This is a genomic window from Rhodococcus sp. FW305-130 (assembly GCF_058788335.1).
The window spans coordinates 1-21,862 of record NZ_JBYTAP010000012.1 but is presented as its reverse complement, the minus strand read 5'-3'; the positions used below and the strand labels follow the sequence as shown (position 1 = coordinate 21,862).

Here is a 21,862-nt window from a genome sequence, read left to right as displayed (position 1 = left end):
CACCTTCTCATGAACGCACTCCACACCATCAACACCTACATCCTCGCTCAGCAGCCCGCGCCCTTCCCCTCGCCTGGACAGGGCGGGGACGTGATCGACGTTCAGATGACCACTCCGCCGTCAGGCGACAAGTTTCAGATCCTGCTCGGCGTCGGCCTGTGGGCGGCAACAGCTTTCCTGATCGGACTGGGAATGATGGCCGGCGTCAAGTTCGCCCAGTCGTTCGCCGACGGCACCGCCGGACGCGGCGAAAAGATGATGGTGGTCGGTGTCGCCGTCGGCGCGATCATCACGTCCTCCGCCGCCTCGTACGTCACCTGGTTCATGGAGTGAGTACTTCGATACTGGCCGCAGGCGGCGGCATCAAGATGCCCGGCGAAGACGTCCTGGTCCCGCTCGGGCAGATGCTCGGGGTGTTCCTGTGGTTCGTCGCAGCCGGTCTGATCGTCGCCGCGATGCGCGCCGGTGTCGAAGTCGCGCACCGCTTCGACGACGGCGAAGTCACCGGCCCCGGAATCCGGCGGTTGATCGCGATCGCCATCGGCGCCATCGTCACCGCCTCCGCAATCACGTGGGCGGGATGGCTCCTCATCTAGCCCGTCTCGATTCCACTACTCACTTTGCGAAAAAGAAGGAAATCATGGCAATTCACCGTTACCGCCTCGTCGGCGCCCTCGTCGCCGCAGCTCTCGCGCTGTCGGTGGCCACCGCGTGCGGATCGTCGCAGGAGGACCCCGGAACCGGCACCGCGGCGGTCGACACCAGCGCAGCGCCGCAGCAGGTGCAGTGGGAGAGCTACCGCGGTGTCGCTGTCCCTGTCTCCGCTGTCGACGGACCGACGAGCGTTTCGGCGAAGATCCCGTTCGGATACAGCCGAACACCCCAAGGGGTGGTGATGGCCGCCATTCAGGGCCAGAGCCGTCTCGCACTCGCACCAGACGAGACCTGGGCGCAGACCGCACAACTGCTGACCGCCCCTGGCCGGGGCCGTGACGCGTACGCCGTGGCGCGGGTGATGACCTCCATCACCACCGAAGCCGATCCTGCTCAGACAGCCCAGTTCGCCGGATTCCGCATCGAGGACTACAGCCCAGACCAAGCCGTGGTGTGGCTGGCCACACGGATGCCGGACGCTGCGCTGTCTGCGTCGCCGACCTCGCTGATCTGGCAAAACGGCGATTGGAAGATCACTCTCCCTGATCCGCAGCCCGAGACCTCCGAAGCTGCGCCCACCGATCCAGTGCCGTTGGCCTCGCTCGACGGATACACCGCCTTCTCCTACGCCGACTGATCTTCCCCCGACTTTTCAGGAGCCACCCGTGAGTAACCGCACCGAACCCCGCGAGACCACAGAAGGATCGCGCCTTCGCCGCACCGGCGAGTGGTTGGCGACCAGCCGCACGACCGGGATCGCCGCTGCCGTGTTCTGCGCGCTTCTCGCTGTGGTCGTGGCCGTCGCCGTGTTCATCGCCGTCACCCGCGACGACGATTCCGCCGGCGCCGGCGCCCCCACTGCCACCCAGCCGCCCGCGACGGCACCAGCAAAACCCGACAGCGGCACTGCATTCGGCGTTCCGTCGGCGGATCTGTTCGGCCGCGTGATCGCCAACCCCGTCAACCCGCGTGGTCAGGCGTTGCCGCAGTCGTCGGCAGATCGCCCCTCGTTCAAGGAAGGTGACCCGGTCCCCGCTCCGGAGGGGTTGATGTGGCAGCAAGTCGGTCCGTTCATCCTGCCGTTCTCGACCTCCGACGGTCCCACTCGAGTAGATGGCCCATTGGCCACGGGTTTCGCTCGCACCCCTCAGGGCGCTGCGCTCGCTGCCTGGCAGATCAGCATGCGGACGGTCATCGACCAGGAATCACTCGATGCGGTCTTCGACAACCAGATCGAACCCTCGACACGGGGGAACAAGGCGTCGTGGGCGCCGAAGAAGTGGATCGACTGGAGCCAGTTGCCCCCTCAGTACATCCCGGCGGCATTCAAGATTTCCGGTTGGAGCGCTGACAACTCGTTCGCAGTCGTGGAGGTCGCGGCCCGCGACAAGACTCCGGGCTCCTGGTTCACCACTCGCTTCGAGGTCGTCTGGCAGGACGGTGATTGGAAGATCCGTCGCCCTTCCACCCAGCTTCCGCCGCAGACGATCACTTCGCTGACGGGGTGGACCCAATGGTGAAGCGTCTGTCTGCGATCGCGGCTCTGCTCCTGGCCGTGCTGGTCTTCGGGCCGGTCGCGCTCGGGCATGCCCAGCCCCCGGCAGATGATCCGGGCACTTCGGAAACCGGACAACCGCCGGCTGACGACGACATGTATGCCGGTTGCCGCGACGTCGGTGACTCCGTACCGGTCGTCGGTGGGTTCCTCGAGCGGTTCTGCGACTTGGGCACTGCTGTTGCCAATCCACAGGACGCGGCCGGCGAGTTCGCCGACGGGATGTGGAAATCGGGCGTCGGCAAGGCCGCCGAAGTGTTCCTCGACGGTTGGAAAAAGGGCATCACTTTCATGCTGACGTGGTGGATGACCAACTCGGTCACCGGCGCGGTCGGAAACAGTGACACCGAGAACACAGTCTGGCAAGTGCACCAATTCTTGCGAATATTCCAGATAGCGGCGTTCATGATCTCGGTCGGGATCTCCGCACTCAAACTCGCCTGGGCCAAATCGCGTCTGGCACAGCAACATGCCGAAGAAACGGCAATGATGTTGACCCGCACGGTGTTCGCGTCCTGGACTCTGGTTCCGCTCATCCTCGCCGGTGACGAACTCTCCCGAGCAGCGGGTGTGTGGCTGGTTCAAGCGATGGTCGGAGAGAACATCGACGAAGCAGCGAACAAACTCCTCGCCGTCGCCGAAGTCGGCCCTCTCCTGGGTCCGGGCTTGATTTTCGTCTTCGCAATCTTGGGCATCGTCGGAACCGCCGTGCAAGCGGTGTTCATCATGATGCAGATCGCGATGCTGCGCCTGGTCCTCGGATGGGCACCGATCGCGGCCGCCGCATCAGGAATCGGCAGCGCCGGAATGCAGGCCTGGACCAAGCTACGGAATTGGGCGGTGGTGTTCGCACTGTTCCCGTTCGTCGCTTCCAGCGTGTACGGGATCGCTTTCCTCTCGGCCGCCGGTGCTACCGACGCACAAGGTGTCTTCGCCGGAATGATCCTGCTGACACTCTCGTGCCTGACGATGCCGGCGTTGGCGAGACTGATCGTTCCGGCGATGGGTTCGATGGCCGGCGGCAACGGCGGCGCGGTGCTGGGCGGCATGCTCGCCGCGACCGGCGCGAGTATGGGCGCTTCGATGATCCAGTCGATGTCCTCCTCGGCTGAACAGGATTCCGGGTCCTCCTCGTCGTCGAGCGTTCAAGGCGGCCCGAGTACGGAACCGACCGGCTCCAGCACGCCCTCATCGGGATCGAGCTCACCGGCGCCCTCGGGCGGTGGCACAGAAGCCGCATCGAGCGGTCCGTCCGGAGCAGCGACCGCGAGCGGTTCGTCCGGAGCAGCGTCCGGAGCAGCATCCGGCGGTGCAGCTTCCGGCGCGGCCGCGGCCGCTGGTCCGGTCGGCGCGGCCGTCGCCGTCGGGCAGGAAGTCTCCGACCGGATCGGCAGCGCTATGGGCGCCGTCGCATCGACGATCGGCGACAGCGCCTCCGGAGCAAGTGGGGGAGCGGACGTTCCGGACGAGCCGCAAGGTGGGCGGTCCGGATGAGCGCACACCGCACCGCACCGTTTGACCTCATTGATTCCATCCTCAAGGAGCAGCTATGAGCACCGAAGCACCGGCCCGCCCCAACACCTACGGCGGTCTTCACGAAGCCCCTTCGACGTACCTGTTCGGTGTGTCGAAGAAAATGTTCTACGTCTTCGCCTCGGGCATCGTGGCCGGCATCGTTGCACTGCTCGCCGGGTTCTTCATCTCAGGAGCGGTGATCCTCGGCGTAGTGGTGCTGACCTGGGCGCCGCTCGCTGCACGCATCGGCGGTAAGTCAGGGTACGAATTCGCCACTGAACTCACCGGGTGGAGCAAGCAACGTCGGCGCGGCCAGCACATCCTGCGCGCTGGTTCTCTCTCGAACGCGCCCGGAGGCCGAACCCGAGTCCCGGGAATCGGCGCTCCGATCGAAATGTGGTGGGGAATCGACAAACTGGGCCGACGATTCGGAATGAGTCATCTACCGAAACTGCATCAGTACACGATCAGGCTGCGTTGCTCTGTGCCCGGATACAAGGGTGTCGAACAGGGTCAGGTCGACCTCGACGTCGCCAACTGGGGCGAGTTCATCAACCTCAGCGGACAGACGCCGGACATCGAAGCGATCGCCACCATCATCGAAACCCTCCCAGAGACAGGGGCGCGGCAAGACGCGGAAATCACGCGACTGTGCAAACCCGGCACCTCTGAACTCGCACAAGCGGTGGTCCGCGAATCGGGCACCGGCGTACGTCACGGAATCCAGTTGCACACCCACATGGCGCTCACCTTCACCGCGAACACGGAAGCCAAACGCAAGGATCCGATGGCGATGATTGCCGATCTGGCAGAACGTCTTCCGTCGATCTGCGCGAACCTCGGCACATTCCGCGTGACCGCTGTCCCGATGTCCGATCACGAAATCTCCGCAGTCGTGCGCCGCGCATACGATCCCCGCCCGGTTGTCGAAGCCGAGGTGGAATCGTCACTGCGCAGCGGAGAGATGTACGTCGACTGGCTCGATGCCGGCCCGATGACGGCCGAGGAAACCAAAAACACCTACTTCCACGAAGGCGCGGCCTCGCGGACCTGGGTGATGAACGCACCCCCGTCCGGTGCCCGCAACGAACGGATTCTCAAAGCACTTCTCGAAGGTCACGGCGACGTCCCGCGCAAGCGCGTGACACTGATTCACCGGCCGATGTCCCCGGCCGACGCCGTGAACGCAGTCGAAAGCGGCTACGTCTACGCAGTCGGTGAACGCAATGCCCAACGCGGTATCGGATCGGTCCGCGCAGACCTCAAGGTCAAGGCAGCAGACCGTACTCGCGTCGAGGTCGGCAACGGTGCCGGCGCGACAGCGGTCTCGCTGATCGTCACCGCGTCGGCAAGTACCGAAGCCCAGCTCGACATTCAGGCCGACACGATCGAATCCCTGGTCGCCGGGTGCTCGACGAAAGTACGGCCCGCATGGCGATACCAGGCAGCGGCATTTCTCTCGGGCGTCGGAGTCGGGGTCTATCTCCAAGACCACGCAACGACGGCGAAAACCTTGCAGGCCTGAACCGGCCGACCACCACCGACAGGAGAAAACGATGAGTTTGATGTTGCGCCGCCGGATCGCAGACCTGACCGGCACGTACGAACCCGGACGCAAGAAGCAGAATGCTTCCCTACGCGATCCGATGGCAGCGGCACGCAAACGCCGCCAGGCAGAGGAAAAACAACGCATCGCAGACGAGAAGGCAGCAGCGAAAGCCGCCGAACTCGCACGCGACCCTTCCCGAACCGAACCGAAATGGCGCCGCGCCCCCAAACTCACCGACCGCGGTTTCGCCGGCCACGGCGGCGGCAAGATGGGCGTCGTACCCAAGCCGCCGGAGTTCCGCGGCACCAGCGTGCAGGCATGTGGGCTCTCCCCGTGGGTCGTAGGCAGCACCTATCCAATGGTCGGAACCCCACTCGGGAAAGATCCCGACGGCATCTCGTTCCACTACGACCCGATCACCGCCACCTACCGTTCACGCCGACAGAACACCCCCAGCGTGTTCATGCTCGCCCTCCCCAGTAACGGCAAGTCCACGGTGGGCCGCAAACTCGTCAGCGGCGGCATCGCCCAAGGTCACATCCCGTTCGTGTTCGCCGACACCAAACCCGACTTCACCAAGGAAATCGAAATCATCTGCGGCGATCGCGGCAAGATCGTGCGCCTGGGACACGGCGAGGGGTACCTCAACCCGCTCGCGATCGGAGCTCTCGGGTCGGTGATTCCGCTGCTCGCGGACTTCCCCGACTTGCAGAAGAAAGTGATCAAACAGGTTCACCAACGCCGCAAGCGAGTGATGCAGTCACTGTGCGAAATCGAGCGCGGAACAGCGCTGACACAGGCCGAACGCAACATCATCACCGCGGCGCTGCGCCTACTCGAAAAGGACCCCCGTTTCGGATACGACAACCCGCCGCTGATCTCGGATCTGCTCACGTTGATCGAGAACCCGCCGGAAGAGTTGATGCGCAAGGCGTACACCCGCGACAAGGACAAGTACCTCGCCAAGGTCGAATCCCTCCTCGAGACATTGTCCGCGCTGCTCGACGGCGATCTCGGTGAGGTGTTCTCCCAGCAGACGACCACCCCGATCGACTTCACCGGCGAGGATCGACCGACCGGTGTGTGCGTGGACATTTCAGCGCTCAGCCACGGTGACACCAAGCTCGAAGCTGCGGTGATGGCCGCATGCTGGGAGGACGGATTCGGCGCCATCGAAGCCGCACACGTCCTCGCCGATTGCGGACTTCGCGACCGGTTGCTCTTCCTGGCAGTGCTCGACGAATTCTGGCGAGTCCTCGCCGGCCCCGGAATGGTCAGCCGCGTCGACGCCCTCACCCGCCTGACCCGCACCGTCGGAACGGCGCTGGTGATGATCACCCACACCGTCAAGGACCTCGAATCGCTCGAAATGGACTTCGACATCATGAAAGCCAAGGGCTTCATCGAACGCGCCGGAGCGTTGATCGTGGGAGCCCTGACCTCGGACGAGATGGACAAACTCGACTCCATCATTCCGTTCACCCGCGCAGACAAGGCATGGGTCTCCGCGCTGTCGTCCCCAGCCGGCTACGACGCCCAACTCGAAAAGCCAGGACCACCCCCAGGCCGAGGGTTTTTCCTGCTCAAACAGGGCACCGAACGCATTCCGGGGCACCGTTTCGAGACCGTCCTGACCCCCACGGAACTGAAATACCAGTGGCACGACACCGACAGTCGGTTCGTCGACGCCACCGACGCCGGATACGCGGCACAGACAGCGAAGGACAATGCGGCATGAGCGGCAAACGCAGCACCCGCGGCAACCGCTACGGAGCAGAGGTGCGCAGTGCCACAGTAATTTTGGTCGACAAGCTGCGCCCTCAGTATCCGTCTCTGTGGGCGACCATCGAGCGTGTCTCCGCCGATACCGGGATCCACACCTCCACCGTGCGGGCATGGCTACGGCAGCGGGAAGGCGCGGACGCCGTGAAACCGCAACCGTGCGCCCCGGATTCCGAAATACATTCCCTCCGCGTCGAACTCGAAGCACTACGCGAAGTGAACCGTGGACTGATCGCCGCGAACAGAGGCCTGTAAATGACGCATATCTTTCTTTACAGCACCGCCACCGAAGTCGGTGAGCCGTCGGCCGCATTGCAGAGTGCGGTACAGAAGATGCACGACCTGGTCGCCGACCTCGAAACAAAACACCGATTCGTTGCAGTACAAGGCCATTCACACACCGTCATCCCCGCTCAAGTAACGGGAACATCGTTGACGGGCAGACCACGTGCCGGTTACGCCGTCACGTTGACCACCGTCGTCGAGATACCGACGGACAACACGTAGATCCGAAAGTTGGTAGTAAAAACCATGTTTCGACGAATACTCACTTCCCCCGCCAGTGCCGCCGTCGACAGTAACGGAGATCAGTCATGAGTAAGGGTTCTGTGCGTGATCCCAGTCAAGGTGACGTGGCGTTCGAGGTGCTCGGTGTGTGCGCCGGGATCGCGGTTGCCGGCGTCGTCGGCGCCTCCGTCGCGATGCAGTTCGGCACCGAGCAGGATGTTCCGGTCAATCCGATGGCGATGGTCGCTGGCCTGATCAAGGGCGATCTCGTGTGGGAGTCCGGTGCGAGCGTAGTGGCGATTGCCTTTGCCTTGGCGTTGATCGTGCTGGTCGCAGTGGGCATGTGGTTGTTGATCCTGCGCAAGCGGGACAGCACCCGCGTCGACGAGCTAGCCAAGTACATGGGCCGCGGTCGCGACATCGCTTCGTTGACGGAACAGGCATGCCGGGCGAAAGCCGAATCCTTGCAGGTGCGGCTCCGTCCCGACGACGTTGTCGGCATCCAGCTCGGGTACCTGTTGCTGCCGAGCAAGCCGGTGTTCGGGTCGGCCCCGATGTTGCGCGGCAGCTGGGAGGACCTGCACGTCGATATTTGGGGTCCTCGCACCGGTAAGTCGACCAGTCGCGTCATCCCCGCAGTTCTCGATGCTCCCGGCGCAGTCCTGACGACGTCGAACAAGCGTGATGTCGTCGACGCGACCCGCGACGTTCGAGCAGCAATGGGCTCGCAAGTCTGGGTGTTCGATCCGCAGAGGGTCGCCAATGAGGAACCGAGCTGGTGGTGGAATCCGCTCACGTGGGTGACCGACGAAGTCAGGGCCGCCGATCTGGCCGATCATTTCGCCTCCGGTGACGACGGACTCGAAGCGAAGACGGACGCGTTCTTCGATCCGGAAGGAAAGGATCTGTTGGCGGCACTGTTCCTGGCTGCGGCACTCGATCGCCGCCCGATCACACAGGCATATACGTGGGTCACGGACGTGCAGAACCAGGAAGCGGTGAAGATCCTTCGCCAACATGGGTACGGATTGCAGGCGGACGGCCTGGCCGGGCAGTACAACGCGCCCGACAAACAACGCGGCGGTGTGTTCGGTACTGCCAAGAAGATGATCCGCTCGCTCAAGATCAGGACGATTCATCCCTGGGTGACGTCGGACAGTTTGACCGATCCGCGGCCGCATTTCGATCCTCGTGAATTCGTTCGTTCCGGAGGCACGCTCTACAGCCTTTCCCGCGAGGGCAACGGTTCGGCCGGCCCACTGGTGACTGCGTTGACCGTCGCCGTGATCGACGCGGCCGAAGAAATCGCGACTACCTCGCCGAAGGGACGTCTGCCTGTTCCTCTCGTCGCTCCTCTCGACGAGGTGGCCAACGTCGTGCGCTGGTCCAAGCTGCCTAGCCTCTACAGCCACTACGGTTCACGCGGAATCATCATCATGGCCATCTTGCAGTCCTGGTCACAGGGTGTGGAGGTGTGGGGCGAACGCGGGATGAAGAAACTGTGGTCGGCGGCGAACGTCAAGGTCTACGGCGGTGGTGTCGCCGTCGATGACGGGGTGTTCCTTCGGGACATGTCCACCGCGATCGGTGACCATTGGGAGATCACCGGGTCGGTCACAGCCTCCTCGCAAGGCCGATCCACTTCCAAGCAGCGCACCAAAGTTCGTACGTTCACCGAATCCGAACTCGAAGCACTGCCACGTGGCCGGGCGATCGTACGTTCCTCCGGCAACCGGCCTGTGATCGTACGGACGGCGCCGTGGATGGCCGGCCCGCACGCCGACCAGATCAGGGCGTCAATCGAAGCCCACGATCCGGCAGCCCCGGCGACGTTGGCGGAAGCAGAAGTAGGGCTGTCCGAATGGCTCAAGCCAGACCACGCCGGGGCTGCGCGTGAGGCGGTGTCGCTGTGACCGCGCCGTTCGAGCCACCACCGGAGGACGATTTCGATCCGGGTGAGGCTGACTATCTGCCGCCCGATGATGCGGACTATCCACCCCCATCCGCGTACACGCCCCTCAGCGGGAGAGATGAACCGAACGTCGAAGCGCCGCTGAGCGAGAACCTCGAGGCGATGGTCGGCAAGGCAGTTCTCAAACGCATCCAGAAGGAAGCCGACGCGATCGCCGAAGCGAAGTGGGCGGAAATCCTCACTCCGGAGCTGTACGCGCGACTCGAAGCCGCGGCAGCGGCCCGGTTGCTGGCGCAGCTCGAGATTTCACTCGCCAATCCGGAACCGGAGCCGGAGCCGGAGCAGCCGGCAGAACCGGAACTGGTGTTCGGATCGGTAGAGGAGTTCGTGCGCGAACGCATCGCCCCTGTCTATCGGCGTGAGGTGATCGAGGGGACGTCAAGGAACTGGTGCACGCAGTGGTGGAAACACGCCGAAGCTATCTCCCGGTTGGAAGCCCTGTGGCGCGCATGGGAGCGTCTGCGCCTGGATCCCTCGACCGGGATGAGTGTGTGGTGGCGCGATCACGCCGACCACCACATGGCACAGCTATTCGATCCAGAGGGCACGTTCAAAGCGTGCTCGGTCCGCAGCGGTCATGCCGGCGGCGACTTCGCGATCGTGCCCTTGCCGACTGAACCCGCACCGTCGTCGATGTTCCCCGACATGCGTCTCTCCCCTGAATCCGCGCCCACAGCGGCGTCACCCCACAAGGAAGGCAACAACTGATGTCAGAGCACGACGAAATCGGTGAGGTCAATCAAGAACTCACGCGCATGTTCCGGGTCGGCTTGCAGTCTGCGTCCCGTCTCGCAGAGCAGATGGGTCGCGCACGGGAGAAGCAGATCCGCGACGCCGAAGCCAAAAGCGTGCAGGCGGCCCGCGAACTGCGCGAACGGCTCGTCGCCGAACGCAGCGCGATCGAGGCGCAGCTACGTCCGGTGATGACGGACCGCTGGTGGGAGGACGCTACCCACGCGCAGATCGCCGACAGCTGGCAGCAGGCCCGCGGCTGGCAGGACCACTCGCAGCCCGCGGCCGACGCCGCAGATCGCATCCGCAAGGAAGTCCAGACCCGGTACGGAATCGACGCGGGCGCCCCCGGGATCGACCCCCGAGAAATCGAGAACCTGCTCCAAGCAGCCGAAGAAGCCAAGCGGGCCGCTGCCGCCGAACAGGAACTCGCCGAACGCGAGAACGTGAAGGCCTCCGAGTTGATGGCCGAAGCCGATCGGCTCGACAAGACGGCGACGGAAGCCGAAGGTACGCCGGCCGAAACTGAAATCGTCGAAGACGCAGACGCTCATCGCGCAGCCGCAGAAGCCGAGTACGACTCAGCCGAACGGCGCGATGCCCTCGCCGCCGACATGAACGCCGGAGGAGTGGACAAGGAAACGATCGGCGCCCGGATGACGGCCGATCTCGACCAGGCCAAGCATCCCCGAGGAGCGGTGCAGACCGGGACTGGTAAACCGCCGGTCGCCAGGAAAGGACGTCCGAGCAAGGGCCGCAGCCAGGAACGCCAACACGCCGGCAGATAGCCGACCACCCCGCGATCTACGAAGGAGACCGACCGATGTGGCCGTTCAAGCGACGAACAGCGCAGCAGAAGACCGACACACCATCCGAAACGAGCCCGCCGCCAGTGGCCCCGGAGCCCCAACCTGTCTCGGGGCCATCGAGGTGGCCACGCTTGGCGGCCCCGGACACGTACGGCCGATTCCTTACTGAGGAGGTCGGGCTGACTTTGATGATCGGCACGTTCAATCACGCGGTCATGCACCCGCATGGTGACACCGCGGTACGAGTACCTGCCATCACCTTGTCAGTGCCCCCAGGCTCCGGTTTCGACTTCGCACATCCCGAGTACGGCTTCGGTGGCTGGATCGACCCGCCCGCTGAGCGTGTCCTTCGACTCTGGGCCGACGACTTGTTGACCATCTCGCACGGCGACGTGTGGCGATTCGTGGTCGCCGGGGAAGAACCGTTCGACCGTGAATGGGTCGAGACGATGTTCCCGCCGGCGCCTTCCGGTGACGACTTCATTCCCGAACGTGCGCTGGTCGTCGTGCAATTCGGTGACGCCAGGCAAGGCGAGTTCGCGTTGACGGAGCTCGACACGTCCCCGATGACGCTGACATATCTCGAGGACCTGAGGACAGAACCCTAAAACTCCTCCACCTTCAAGCCACTCCGACTTCGGGATCCGCGCACAAGCGCGGATCCCGAAGCTTTGCCCGTCGACTGACCTCAGCTGCCACCGGCGGAGGAAGACCACAACTAACTACTGCGTGACACGGTTTTGTGCGTCTCGCCGTTTGAACAATCAGTTTGTCCGTAGAGTCACGGAAACTTCACCAAGTGCGAGGAGAAATTGCATGTCAGAGATCGGTCCCGCGGACCCTCGCGACGAACCGAACGTCGATGACTTTGTTGACGTTTCACTGGACGCAGACGAGTGGGCAGCGATTCTCCAAGACCACAAAGATTATGAAGCGCGCAAAGCGCGAGAAGCAGAGGCCGAACTATCGCTCAGTGAATTCTCCGTCACGTGGGACACCATCACGCCCGACGACGTCGACGAATTTCGTCGCGCGCTCCACGACGCGAAAAACGAACCCGATATGCAGAAATTCTTGGCATCGCGACCCCATCTCTTGGTGCAACCGCTGGGCGGTGGCCACGGGAGGTGGGTCATTGCAGAGAAGAAATTCGGTGATCAATTCAGAAGCGACTACATGATCGCGGAGAACAGTTCGCAGGGGTTTGAGTGGCTCGCAGTGGAGCTCGAAGGCCCGCAACAAGTCATGTTCAACAAGGATGGCCACCCCAACAAATCGCTTGTCCATGCCATCCAACAGATCAACGACTGGCGCGGCTTCATCGAGAGCAACCTCCAGTATGTAAGAAATCCTCGGCACGAGAATGGCCTCGGGCTCGTAGATGTCCACCCCACTGTGCGCGGCCTTGTGATCATCGGTCGCCGCCACGAGACGCCTGCGAGTACGAACGCGGCCCGACGCAGGCTCGCCACCATGAACAACATCGATATCCACTCGTGGGATTGGCTCGTCGAACGCGCTCAAATGCGCTCAGATGAGCTGGAGGGCAGGCGTAGGAGAAGGGCCGAAGAATCGGATTAAACCCGACGGCCAGAACAAGCCAAGGAGTCGATAGTGGTTGCCGACCGAAGAGTTGATTTCGGGTATGCACACTGCTGGATCATCTGTCCTTCCTGCACGGATAGAACTCGGCTGACCTTTGAGCAGTACGTCACCGGTGAGCGTGTACGTTGCGTTCGCTGCGGTGTCACGGTTACGACGGAGGACGAGCACGATCTGGCTGTGTCAGCGCCTGACGATGTCGCTCTCGATCCGAGCGCTCTGTCGGGTGTGGCCTGGTACCACACCTCCACGTACCGCGAGTGGCCTCCGATGAACGAAGAACCGACGGACTCGGCGATCCATCTTGGAACCTACGAGGCCGCTATCGAAAACATGTTGCGACGGATGCGTAACGAGTCAGATGCTGACTCCCAGTTCCACCTTCACAGAATCACGCTTTGTGTCGATGCCAAAGACGTCACAGATGTGCGTGGGGAGGCCAGCAACTGGTTCGGTCTCACCGCCCAGTCGGTTGTGCGAGCGGACGGGCATCGTGTGCTGCGGTATATCAACCGCCACGAGCACAAGGGGTCTATCTCGCTCGCTGTCGTCCCCTCGGTGATCGCGACAGTGCAGACGGTCACCATCCCACTTGCGATATGCAATCGTCCGTGTGCGGCCGCGGCACAAGCAGCAATCGCGTATGCGGCCGAATGCGCCGCGATCGAGGCCGCACGTCCGGACACGTCTGGAATCGGAAGGCTCGAACGGCAATTCCCCAAGACCGCCAAGGACCCGAAGGTGGCTGCTATCGCTCACGCCGCAAAGGCCTGCGACGATGCCTCATCGCAGGCCTTTGCGCAGTTTTCTAGAGCGCTAGAGGATTCCTATCTTGCAGAAATAGCGGCGCCCGTACGAGCTATGTTCGTTGGTGCTCTTCAGTCCAAAAAGTTCGACAGCGCTACGGACTGGAACGAAACTTTCTGCCGTGTCGCTGAACTCCTCACTGCGCCCGATCGCGTCATCGCCACGGTCTCGACAGCGCAGACTCGAGTCCCAACCGGTGACTGACGGATACCTGAACGCGTCCCAAAACTGCCCAAGCAATCGCCTCAGCAGGCTGGCTGTGCATTTTGCTGGCCAGGTCAATTGAAGCGAGCGACGATTCGGCCCAGTATTTCGTCGACGCCTCTTCGGTAGACCTCTCGGGGGCTCGTCGGGTCGAGGTAGATTTCGCCGGTGTTGATCTCGGCCTCGGCCGCGATTATGGCGCGGTCCGGACGCTGCCCGGTATACCAATTCCAGCCGGAGCCGGGGCAGATCGAAGAGCGGCCGAGGAGCCAATCGCATGCAGCGTTCTGACCCCCGGCGTATTCGCCGGCACCGAGTTCGCGCGCCCTCATCTGCAAGGTGGCGACCTGTGATTCGCTCGGGAGCGGGCCGGGCGGTGGCAAGATTTCGAGAGCCTTGCAGATGCTTAGTGGATCCGCGCGGGTTGCTCGGGCGGCTGCTGCCACAACGGAACTGGTGTGGGAGAAGGGAAGCCCGAAATACTGTGGGACTACGTCATCGGGAGCCCCGTTCGGCAACAGCGACAGGAAGTAGTTTCCGAGTTCCCATCCCCACGTGCTTTGATCGTCCCATCCTGCCAGCCACACCCCTTCGCTGAACTCCGTCCCCGGTTGGTGCATCCACCACGTCGATGCGTCCATATCTGTCACAGCTATCCCCCTGATTCACATTTCGCGGTTCTTGATGGTGCCTCGGTGGTGCCTCCGTGCCTCCGTTCTTTCAAACGCTGGGGGTTGAGAACTCACCGATCCCGGTGATCCAAAATCTTCGGCAAAGTTCGTTTCGACTTCTTCTTTCGTCTACGCGCACTCGGCCGAGTTATCACAACAGCGGTCGTTGCCCGGACACCCAGTTGAGTTTTTCGAGATCTCCCCAGAGCAAGCCGGATGCAAGGCCCGTCGCCGGCGTCGATTCGGTCGGAGAAACCCGCTGACTAACCGTGCTGAAAGATGGTGCGAACTCCGCAAACTCAGGGCTTTGGGCCATATATGCCTGAAACTGGGCGTACTGCACATCTCTGTCGTCGGACATCTCTGCGGATCTTTTCTCGTCGTTGAGCGTGAGATTGACCGTGTTGGATAGGGCGGTGGCCTCGTCGAATGGGCTTGATGCCCGCGCGCGAAGTGTCCATCCCAGGCCTGCTTCCGGGGGGCCGAAGCTAAAGGCCCCCTGATCCTCTCCCGGGGTGAAATTGACGTCTCCGAAGAACTCGACGGGGAAGAGCCCCTGGGTTCCAAGTGTGCCTGTGAAGTTGGGAACGAGTCGTTCCACCAACTCGTGGTAGCACTGAAGCGCTGCTGTGGCGATCGCACAAACCCGTTCGTGCATGCGGCGAGCAGTGAAATTCCCCCAAGGATCTTCCTGGGACGGTGAAATGTCGGGACCGGGGTACAACTGGGGCGTGATCATCGTAGAGCCCCAGGTACCGATGGTCTCAGGGCTTCCGGAGGTCAGCTCGTCCCGAACGATTCCTGGTTCCGTTGCCGTGCCCAAAATCAAGTTTTTGAAGGAACTCGAGATGTCGTCGCGCAAGTAGGACTGTGTCAGTGCCCAAACCCAGTTGACGCCCGTGGGCAGGGCATGCTGCCTCATTACCATCACGCGATATTCGAAGTCGTGCCCTGCTTTGATGATCTCGGGCAAGCTGCCCGTTTCCCCGTCGCGAGGTGCGATCCATGAGACAGCGATCTTGGACCGCCCAATGCGGACCGACAGTGCGATGTCATCCAACCCTGATGCGACTCCCGCGAAAGACGAGAAGAAGGCCTGTCCGAGCGGACCGAGTCCGGCAAGCCACGCTGCTTGGGCGTAGCGGATGCGATGTCCTGCGCTTTCCCAGTCGGACTCTTCGAGTTCCGAAATATGCCGTGTCAGCCCGCCTCTCTCGGTCTCCTTGATGATCCAGGCAGCTGCACCTGGATTCCAACGAGCGATATCAGCCATGACCAGATCGACTTTGGTGGGTTCCCCAGCAGCGAGCAGGATCGAGAAGACGTACTTCCACCTGTCGAAGGAGCGCATTGAAGACAGCAGAGGTACTACGTCGACCTTTCCGTCGAGTATCGCTTGCGCAGCGAACCACTGCTCGAACGTGGCCAGGGAAAAGGCGCATGTCTTTCCTGCGCCGGTGACCAGCGGAGATTTTCGGATCTTGGAGGCGATCTCGAGTGAGGCAAATCTGGTGGGGTCTACGGCTTTCCCGGTGCTGACGGTTTCGATTGCAAGTTCCATCAGATAGGGAATCAGTTCCATCCCTTCCGACTCCACGATTTGTTCGACGACACGGTCGATGAGTTCGGAAGTGCCTGTCACTCCGTCGTTCGCGGTCGCGTGCGACGCCGTCAGCACCGCGAATAGGGGTCGTCTGACTGACTTTGTCAGTTGGGCACCAAGCGGAGGGATCGGGCGACCGGCGACAGCGCTCATCAGCTCTGCCGCCTGCGCGTCGGTCATGTCGCTCATTGCGACCTGTACCGACTCGTCGCGTAGATCGGGATTTCGAGTCGTCAGCACAACCCGGGATTTGGTCCAACGTGCAACGAATTCCGATGCCTCTTGCACTTTTGTGGCAGCCAAGTCCGTACGTTCGTCGAGCCCGTCAATCACTATGTCGACACCGCACCGCAGTACCGTGGCTGAACCGATGTCGCGGCTCACTCGGACATCGACTGTCTCGTCCAACTCCTTAGCCGAGATGAAGAGCGGCACCGGCGCGGAGTCGTCATTTTGAGCCCGTCTGATGCTTGCTCTCAACCACTCCTCGGCTATCTCCGACTTTCCAGAACCTAATGGCCCGGTCAAAACGCGTATCTCGCCCGGTCCGATTTCATCAATCCGAGAAGGAACAGCCACTGCATTTAGAAGTGAACGCTCAACTTGCTGTTCGTCCAGGCCTGCGCCGAACCGCAGTCGGCGTCGACGACTGGTTGATGCGCTCATGGATCCGGCTAAATAGCTTGTCCGGCCGATTAGTTCGTAGGTCGACTGAGACATCGTCGGCTGATGAACGTGGTTGTTTCCGATCATCACGGTGTTACCGCTTCCGGACACATTCACTGGGCCGCTTGTTGGTGCTGTTGCTGAGGGTTCCTCGGCCAACCCCGGGACCGGCCTCGTCGCCGTGGAGAGCGCCGGCGCTTGAATGGGAGGTAGGACCGGTACCGGTCCGGCCGTCGGTTTCGTGTACCGAGGCTGACCCGTAAAAAGTCGTACGAGTTCGCCGATCCCACTGTCCGTCAGTTGCTTGACATTTTTTCGTGATACTCCACGTAGTTCATCGGGGAGAGCACTGTCACCCACTCCCGATAGGCCATCAATCGGCGGTAGCGCAACAAGCACTACCTTGCGCTGAAACTCCTGCTGGTTCCGTTGAAATATCCCCCGCAAAGTATTGGCTTCCCCGGCTGCACCAGCGCCGACTGTGGGATCGTTCGTCCCTTCCCAACGTTCCTTCCATGCATTGCTGAGTAGAACGACCACGAAATCTGCATCTTCGATCTGCTGCGGTCCCCACCGAGTCCAGACCGGTACTGGACTATCGAGATACCACAGGTCAATTTCGGTGTTCGGAAACCCGTTGCGGATCAAAAGCTCAGCGAAGGCGTGTGCCTGGCCTGTCCACTGTTGCTCTTGCTCGTCGTTCCAATCGACGTTGCGGTGGGCCCAGCTGATGAAGACCTTGCGATCCGAGGTCGAAACCACTGCGGACTCATCGAGCCCCGAGCCTTCATTGGGCGTGTTCAGCACCGACCGATCATACTGTTTCGCCCGCCGATCGCCGTGCCAAAGATGATTCCGGGGCTACTGCTGGAGCATCAGCGCTGGGGGCCGTGATCCCGGTTTCTTCCCGCTCGGGTCTGTTCTCGTTGGGGATCGAGTTTCGAGGGGATTGGAGACGGGCCGCGCTTTGCTGCTTCGCGGGCGGAAACCGGGAAGTCACCGGCGGCAAGCGTTGCGGCATCGCTCCCTGCCTGATCCGTCGACGGAATTGGTTCCACCGTTGTCTGCTCTTCCGAAAACGACCGTTCGAGCACTGCGACGCTGCCCTCGGATTCGACACGCTCGACCTCGGCGCGAGGTTGAGGCATCTGACGATGAATCACTGCGAGTTCCACTCGCGCAGTCATCTCGAGGTCACGCGCCCGGCTCAGGTCGCCGGCTGCACGATGTGCGGCAGCGATCGCTTCCACTGCCTTGATCAGTTGGCGCATCAACAGCGCGTACGACGCGGTCTTGCCGAGCTGCGGGCTTGTTTGCATCAAGATCAGGGCCGCACCGCCGGCGGAGACGACGCCTGCCCTCTTCGGTGCGTGCTGATGTGCGGGGATCTGTGAGGATCGGGCTAGTTGTTTCGCAGCGTGGGCAAGGGGTCCTGGTGTGGCTTCGGTGCGGACTGACCATGCGTCAAAAACGCCTGCCGTGCGTCCCGCCGCGCGTGCCCATTGCGCTCGGTCGGTCACGGGAATCGAAGCTAGGTATTTGTTCCAGGCCGCGATGTCCCGACCGGCTCGTTCGAGCAGTTTCGGGTCGAGCATTTTCGCTTCACGTCCGGGTCGCGCGGCGGGACGCTCGCGCCGAGCGCTACGCCATTCGTCGACGGCCTCCGATGACGCCGTAGGGGTGTCTTCCCATTCCTTCCGGAGACGGGGGAGGGTCAAGTCTTTTGCTAGATGACCGCCTCCGTAGAAGATCGGCTTTCCATCGGCTCCGATTGCATCGCGATCGGGTCTGACGGCGACCTTGTAGCCGACCACGACGTCATCGCGGCCGGAGGCGAAGCGGGGCCGGACGATCAGCCCTTGCCCGCGAAGTCGGCGCACGAATTCCGCCTCGGACTTCGACGATGTCGCGCAAGCACGCACGCGCCGTGCGAGGAGATCGCGGTCGAGTTCGGTCTTCCCGTTGCGTACTGCGCGCGCATTTTCGGCTCGGTGGTATCCGCGTTCGCCGGTCTTGCTCTGGCGGGACTCGATGACAGCGAGGCCGTGTTCGCGTTCGATGCGAGCAGCCGCGACGCTGGCTCGTTTCCAGTCGCGGTAGAGGTTGACTTTGGTGCCGTCTTCGCGCACGGCGGATGCGGCGATGTGGATGTGGTCGTTGCCTTTCGCGGACACTCCGTGACGGACGGCGACCCATCTGGCGGGGCTGCGGCCGGAGGTGTCGGTGAAACCCATTTCGTCCATGAACTCGGTGGCGATCTTGTTCCACTGCTCGTCTGTCAGCTCGCCTTCGTCGGCTTTGAGCGAGAGCGAGCAATGCCAGACATTTCCGTCGCGGTAGAGGTCGATCGGATCGCGGACCTTCTTGCCGTGACTGTCGCGAACGTCTTGGCCGGATTCATCACGAAGGTAGTTCGGGATCTGGATTTCGGTGCCGAACACTTTGCGGGGCTGGTCGATCTGCTTGCCGATCGCGAGAGCGTCGACGCCGCTGAGTTCATTGTCGTCGTACCACGCCATGATCGCGTAGTCGCCGGCCACCAGATGGGGGTCGCTGTGCTCGTTGCTCTTGCCCGGACCGGCGAGGTACGACATCAGTCCGGTGACTTTGGCGCCGCGGGAAATCTTGACGATCACGGCGCGGACATCTCGTCGAGGGTGCCGTGAATCCGGTCCGCCAAACGCCGCACGCTGACCAGTGCGCCGTTCAGTTCGGCGGGGATGTCTCCGGTTGCGTTGGTGGCTTTCGCCATCTGGTTGATGTTGATAGAAATTGCCGACAACAACCGGAACGCGGAGAACAACTCCGCAGCAAGATCGCGACGATCAGTAGCAGTTTCACCGGAGTCGGACAGGGCGGACTCGACCATCAGCCGCGCCACGGTGATGCGCGCTTCCTGCGCACGGCGCAGCAACTCGGACTCCTCCTCTGGAGTCACCTTCACCACGTGCCGGCCAGCTCGACCGCCCGGCACATTCTCCCGGCGTTCACGACGGAACCGGCGGGGTCGACTGACCTCGTCTTCACTCATGTCCGTCGTGCCTCCCTTCGGCCCAGCGCAGCGCCCCCACCACGTGGGGCTACACGCCAGTGTCTCAGGTCCAGAGCGCAGCGGCAAGACCTGACCCAACTTAGGGCACCTAAGTTACTATCTTGCTCTGCCGGGGTCTAGATTTCGGAGTCACTTCCGTTCTGAGTCTCGTCCCCGAAATCTCAAAAGCGCCAGGACGAGCCCGCGAGTTCCTCCGGTCTCAAATTCGTCCCCATCTGGGGGCTGGTCCCGATTGTGGGTGCCCGAGACGCAGCGGAGCGGAGAGGGAAATCTCGGGCATCCATATGAGGATCGGAGCAGTCCCGATCTGTGGTCGAATCTCGGAGAAAAGAAGATGCGCCGCGCGGAGCGCGTCGATACGCAGTTCGGGTGGTTGATGTTGCCCACAGGCGGGCACCGGGGTTCTCGGCATTGGGCACACACCAGATTCCTCCGCTCCGCGTCTGGTGTGCACACAACGCCGCCCCGGACACCCACCCGTGGACAACGGGCCGGGTGTCCGCGAGTTGCGCTTAGCGCACGTTCAGTGGTGCACGGACGGGCGAGATTTCTCCTACGATGTAGCGCATGAACACGACACCGAACACACCAGATTTCGACGCACTCGACGCAGCTATCAAGGCGGAAGCCGAAGAGAAGATGAAGATCATCCGTGTGGTGGCGACCGCACACAAGGAACTGCTCGACACGCGTGAGGAGTTCGCCCGCAAGGACGCCGCCAACGTCGGCAACCTCGACGCCGCGATCAGCGAAGCGCTCCGTGTCGGATTCACCGAAAGCTCGATCAAACAGTGGCGTGTGCCGGCTGCGCGGAAGTCAGCAGCCAAGCGAACAGCGACGAAGAAGTCGGTGACGAAGAAGATCGAAACTTCGCCGGCCGCTGAATCCGGTGAGCAGAAGAGCGCTTAGGACGGCGCACGGTGACCACACCGGCTGTTCGCTCGGGGACGACGCCGCTCACTGTTGTTCGCTCGCGCTACGAACTGATGAGGGACGCGTGGTACCGGTTGATTCCGGTGCGTACGCAGATTCGGTTCTTGTCGACGGTGCTACTGGGTTACGCGATTCACAACGCTGCGTATGCCGTGGACGACCCCACTCGCGAGAACCTCAAAGACGCATTTCTCTCGTGGCTGTTTTGGTTGGTGTTTGCTCTTGTCCCGCCGATCGCAAATGCAAAAGCCGGTGGCCGTTGGCCGCGCAGTGGATCGTTGGCCCGTTCGCTGCGCGTCACCTGGGTGCGGTCGATCCGGTGGTTGGGCTTTGTCATGCCGCGACCGAACTCGCAGATGTCTGCGTGGAGAAGGATCGGGTTGTGGGTTCTCCTGATTCCGGTTCTCGTCGCGATCGGAAACTATCTCCTCTTCGCATATGGCGTGAATCTGGATACGTGGTTTCCGGTCACCGATCCGGACACCATCGCCGCGAACGAGGCTCGGAAGGAGTTTCTGATCCGGGGTGGAATCTTCACCGCAGTGACCGGGGCTTTCCTCCACGCAGCACTACCGGAGGAGATTCTGCACCGGTCCGGCGTTCTCGCCGTCCAGCGTTGGAAACCGTCGAATCGTGTTCTGATTCTGTCGGTTGCCTCGGTCATGCTCGTGCTCTTCGCTTTCGCTCACCTGAAGTTCGGTTTTGGCAATGTGGTGTCGGCGTTCATCGGCGGCGCACTGTTCACTGTCCTCGCCCTGTACACCCGTTCACTGTGGCCGGCGATCGCTGCCCACGGATTCGCCAACCTGATCATCGAAGTGCAGTGGGTGCTGAACTCGTGACTTCTCCACTAGCTCCACGCACACAACGAAAGGCCCAGCCGTGAATGACAAGAACATCCCTGTGGAACGCTCCGCAGTCGAGGCCGCGATGTACCAATCGACGAAGCATCTGAACGTGATCACCGATGCGGATCTTGCCGCTGTTGTCGAAGGACTGACTGGCGAACCCGTTGCGCGTGCTCAGATCGATTTCGCGTTTCCCGCGCCGGGAACCACGGATCACTTGTTCGATTGATCTTCGGTGCGCCGCATTGCACTGGTGGCGCTCTGGGGAGCTGGCGCAGCGGTTGTTAGGGCTCGATGCCCGAACAACCGCCACCGCATACGGGAGCGGGGGGGGGGGGGGGGGGGGGGGGGGGGGGGGGGGGGGGGGGGGGGGGGGGGGGGGGGGGGGGGGGGGGGGGGGG

General features: G+C 62.5%; 22 protein-coding genes. 18 read left to right on the top strand and 4 right to left on the bottom strand.

Going from position 1 to position 21,862, the window contains the following annotated elements; genetic code table 11:
• The first annotated feature begins 9 nt into the window (after nucleotides 1–9).
• The 15 genes from AC3WQS_RS28820 to AC3WQS_RS28750 all read left to right on the top strand — a co-directional run bounded on the left by AC3WQS_RS28820 (nucleotide 10) and on the right by AC3WQS_RS28750 (nucleotide 13,688).
• Complete coding sequence (locus AC3WQS_RS28820; protein ID WP_019750045.1) at nucleotides 10–333, top strand: hypothetical protein; 324 nt, start codon at nucleotides 10–12, stop codon at nucleotides 331–333.
• Nucleotides 330–596 carry a hypothetical protein gene (locus tag AC3WQS_RS28815; protein ID WP_064075286.1) on the top strand — a complete coding sequence of 89 codons (267 nt, stop codon included), beginning with the start codon at nucleotides 330–332 and terminating at the stop codon, nucleotides 594–596. The genes AC3WQS_RS28820 and AC3WQS_RS28815 overlap by 4 nt, the downstream gene beginning before the upstream one ends.
• Nucleotides 597–640: 44 nt before the next feature.
• Complete coding sequence (locus AC3WQS_RS28810; protein WP_064075287.1) at nucleotides 641–1,291, top strand: DUF8175 domain-containg protein; 651 nt, start codon at nucleotides 641–643, stop codon at nucleotides 1,289–1,291.
• A gap of 28 nt (nucleotides 1,292–1,319) precedes the next feature.
• On the top strand, nucleotides 1,320–2,174 hold the full coding sequence (locus tag AC3WQS_RS28805; RefSeq protein WP_020971506.1) for a DUF8175 domain-containg protein: 855 nt from the start codon (nucleotides 1,320–1,322) through the stop codon (nucleotides 2,172–2,174).
• On the top strand, nucleotides 2,168–3,703 hold the full coding sequence (locus AC3WQS_RS28800) for a hypothetical protein (protein ID WP_075835914.1): 1,536 nt from the start codon (nucleotides 2,168–2,170) through the stop codon (nucleotides 3,701–3,703). The genes AC3WQS_RS28805 and AC3WQS_RS28800 overlap by 7 nt, the downstream gene beginning before the upstream one ends.
• Nucleotides 3,704–3,758: 55 nt before the next feature.
• The gene (locus tag AC3WQS_RS28795; RefSeq protein WP_019750040.1) at nucleotides 3,759–5,249 is read left to right on the top strand and encodes an SCO6880 family protein; all 1,491 of its coding nucleotides are present in this window, start codon (nucleotides 3,759–3,761) and stop codon (nucleotides 5,247–5,249) included.
• Nucleotides 5,250–5,280: 31 nt separating this feature from the next.
• On the top strand, nucleotides 5,281–7,011 hold the full coding sequence (locus tag AC3WQS_RS28790; protein WP_019750039.1) for a putative type IV secretion/conjugal transfer ATPase: 1,731 nt from the start codon (nucleotides 5,281–5,283) through the stop codon (nucleotides 7,009–7,011).
• Nucleotides 7,008–7,310 carry a hypothetical protein gene (locus tag AC3WQS_RS28785; protein ID WP_020971508.1) on the top strand — a complete coding sequence of 101 codons (303 nt, stop codon included), beginning with the start codon at nucleotides 7,008–7,010 and terminating at the stop codon, nucleotides 7,308–7,310. The genes AC3WQS_RS28790 and AC3WQS_RS28785 overlap by 4 nt, the downstream gene beginning before the upstream one ends.
• A complete protein-coding gene (locus AC3WQS_RS28780; RefSeq protein WP_019750037.1) occupies nucleotides 7,311–7,562 on the top strand; it encodes a hypothetical protein in 252 nt (83 codons plus the stop codon).
• Between the two features lie 86 nt (nucleotides 7,563–7,648).
• Nucleotides 7,649–9,475 carry a type IV secretory system conjugative DNA transfer family protein gene (locus AC3WQS_RS28775; RefSeq protein WP_064075289.1) on the top strand — a complete coding sequence of 609 codons (1,827 nt, stop codon included), beginning with the start codon at nucleotides 7,649–7,651 and terminating at the stop codon, nucleotides 9,473–9,475.
• Nucleotides 9,472–10,242 carry a DUF4913 domain-containing protein gene (locus AC3WQS_RS28770; RefSeq protein WP_064075290.1) on the top strand — a complete coding sequence of 257 codons (771 nt, stop codon included), beginning with the start codon at nucleotides 9,472–9,474 and terminating at the stop codon, nucleotides 10,240–10,242. Before AC3WQS_RS28775 ends, AC3WQS_RS28770 begins: the two co-directional genes overlap by 4 nt.
• Complete coding sequence (locus AC3WQS_RS28765) at nucleotides 10,242–11,054, top strand: hypothetical protein (RefSeq protein WP_064075291.1); 813 nt, start codon at nucleotides 10,242–10,244, stop codon at nucleotides 11,052–11,054. The genes AC3WQS_RS28770 and AC3WQS_RS28765 overlap by 1 nt, the downstream gene beginning before the upstream one ends.
• 152 nt (nucleotides 11,055–11,206) lie before the next feature.
• Nucleotides 11,207–11,683: a hypothetical protein gene (locus AC3WQS_RS28760; protein ID WP_064075292.1), complete on the top strand. Its 477-nt coding sequence runs from the start codon at nucleotides 11,207–11,209 to the stop codon at nucleotides 11,681–11,683.
• A gap of 208 nt (nucleotides 11,684–11,891) precedes the next feature.
• Nucleotides 11,892–12,656, top strand: a complete 765-nt coding sequence (locus tag AC3WQS_RS28755; RefSeq protein ID WP_064075293.1) for a Shedu anti-phage system protein SduA domain-containing protein — start codon at nucleotides 11,892–11,894, stop codon at nucleotides 12,654–12,656.
• A 201-nt stretch (nucleotides 12,657–12,857) separates the two neighbouring features.
• On the top strand, nucleotides 12,858–13,688 hold the full coding sequence (locus tag AC3WQS_RS28750; protein ID WP_087503837.1) for a hypothetical protein: 831 nt from the start codon (nucleotides 12,858–12,860) through the stop codon (nucleotides 13,686–13,688).
• A 74-nt stretch (nucleotides 13,689–13,762) separates the two neighbouring features.
• On the opposite strand, the gene AC3WQS_RS28745 is transcribed toward AC3WQS_RS28750, so the two are convergent.
• The 4 genes from AC3WQS_RS28745 to AC3WQS_RS28730 form a co-directional block, all read right to left on the bottom strand.
• Entirely contained in the window at nucleotides 13,763–14,338 is a 576-nt protein-coding gene (locus AC3WQS_RS28745; RefSeq protein ID WP_143542555.1) for a hypothetical protein, read from the bottom strand.
• Nucleotides 14,339–14,510: 172 nt separating this feature from the next.
• Nucleotides 14,511–16,142 (bottom strand): hypothetical protein, encoded by a 1,632-nt coding sequence (locus tag AC3WQS_RS28740; protein ID WP_205908036.1) that lies wholly within the window; start codon nucleotides 16,140–16,142, stop codon nucleotides 14,511–14,513.
• 1,361 nt (nucleotides 16,143–17,503) lie between these two features.
• Nucleotides 17,504–19,264 (bottom strand): relaxase/mobilization nuclease domain-containing protein, encoded by a 1,761-nt coding sequence (locus tag AC3WQS_RS28735; protein WP_064074595.1) that lies wholly within the window; start codon nucleotides 19,262–19,264, stop codon nucleotides 17,504–17,506.
• Nucleotides 19,261–19,659 carry a plasmid mobilization protein gene (locus tag AC3WQS_RS28730; RefSeq protein ID WP_064074594.1) on the bottom strand — a complete coding sequence of 133 codons (399 nt, stop codon included), beginning with the start codon at nucleotides 19,657–19,659 and terminating at the stop codon, nucleotides 19,261–19,263. Before AC3WQS_RS28730 ends, AC3WQS_RS28735 begins: the two co-directional genes overlap by 4 nt.
• A gap of 588 nt (nucleotides 19,660–20,247) precedes the next feature.
• Between AC3WQS_RS28730 and AC3WQS_RS28725 the strand changes: the two genes are divergently transcribed.
• From AC3WQS_RS28725 to AC3WQS_RS28715, 3 genes are read left to right on the top strand one after another with little or no spacing between them, the layout of a single operon-like run.
• A complete protein-coding gene (locus AC3WQS_RS28725) occupies nucleotides 20,248–20,589 on the top strand; it encodes a hypothetical protein (RefSeq protein ID WP_021334496.1) in 342 nt (113 codons plus the stop codon).
• 11 nt (nucleotides 20,590–20,600) lie between these two features.
• Nucleotides 20,601–21,455, top strand: a complete 855-nt coding sequence (locus AC3WQS_RS28720; protein ID WP_021334495.1) for a CPBP family intramembrane glutamic endopeptidase — start codon at nucleotides 20,601–20,603, stop codon at nucleotides 21,453–21,455.
• Between the two features lie 40 nt (nucleotides 21,456–21,495).
• On the top strand, nucleotides 21,496–21,690 hold the full coding sequence (locus tag AC3WQS_RS28715; protein ID WP_021334494.1) for a hypothetical protein: 195 nt from the start codon (nucleotides 21,496–21,498) through the stop codon (nucleotides 21,688–21,690).
• Nucleotides 21,691–21,862 lie beyond the last annotated feature (172 nt).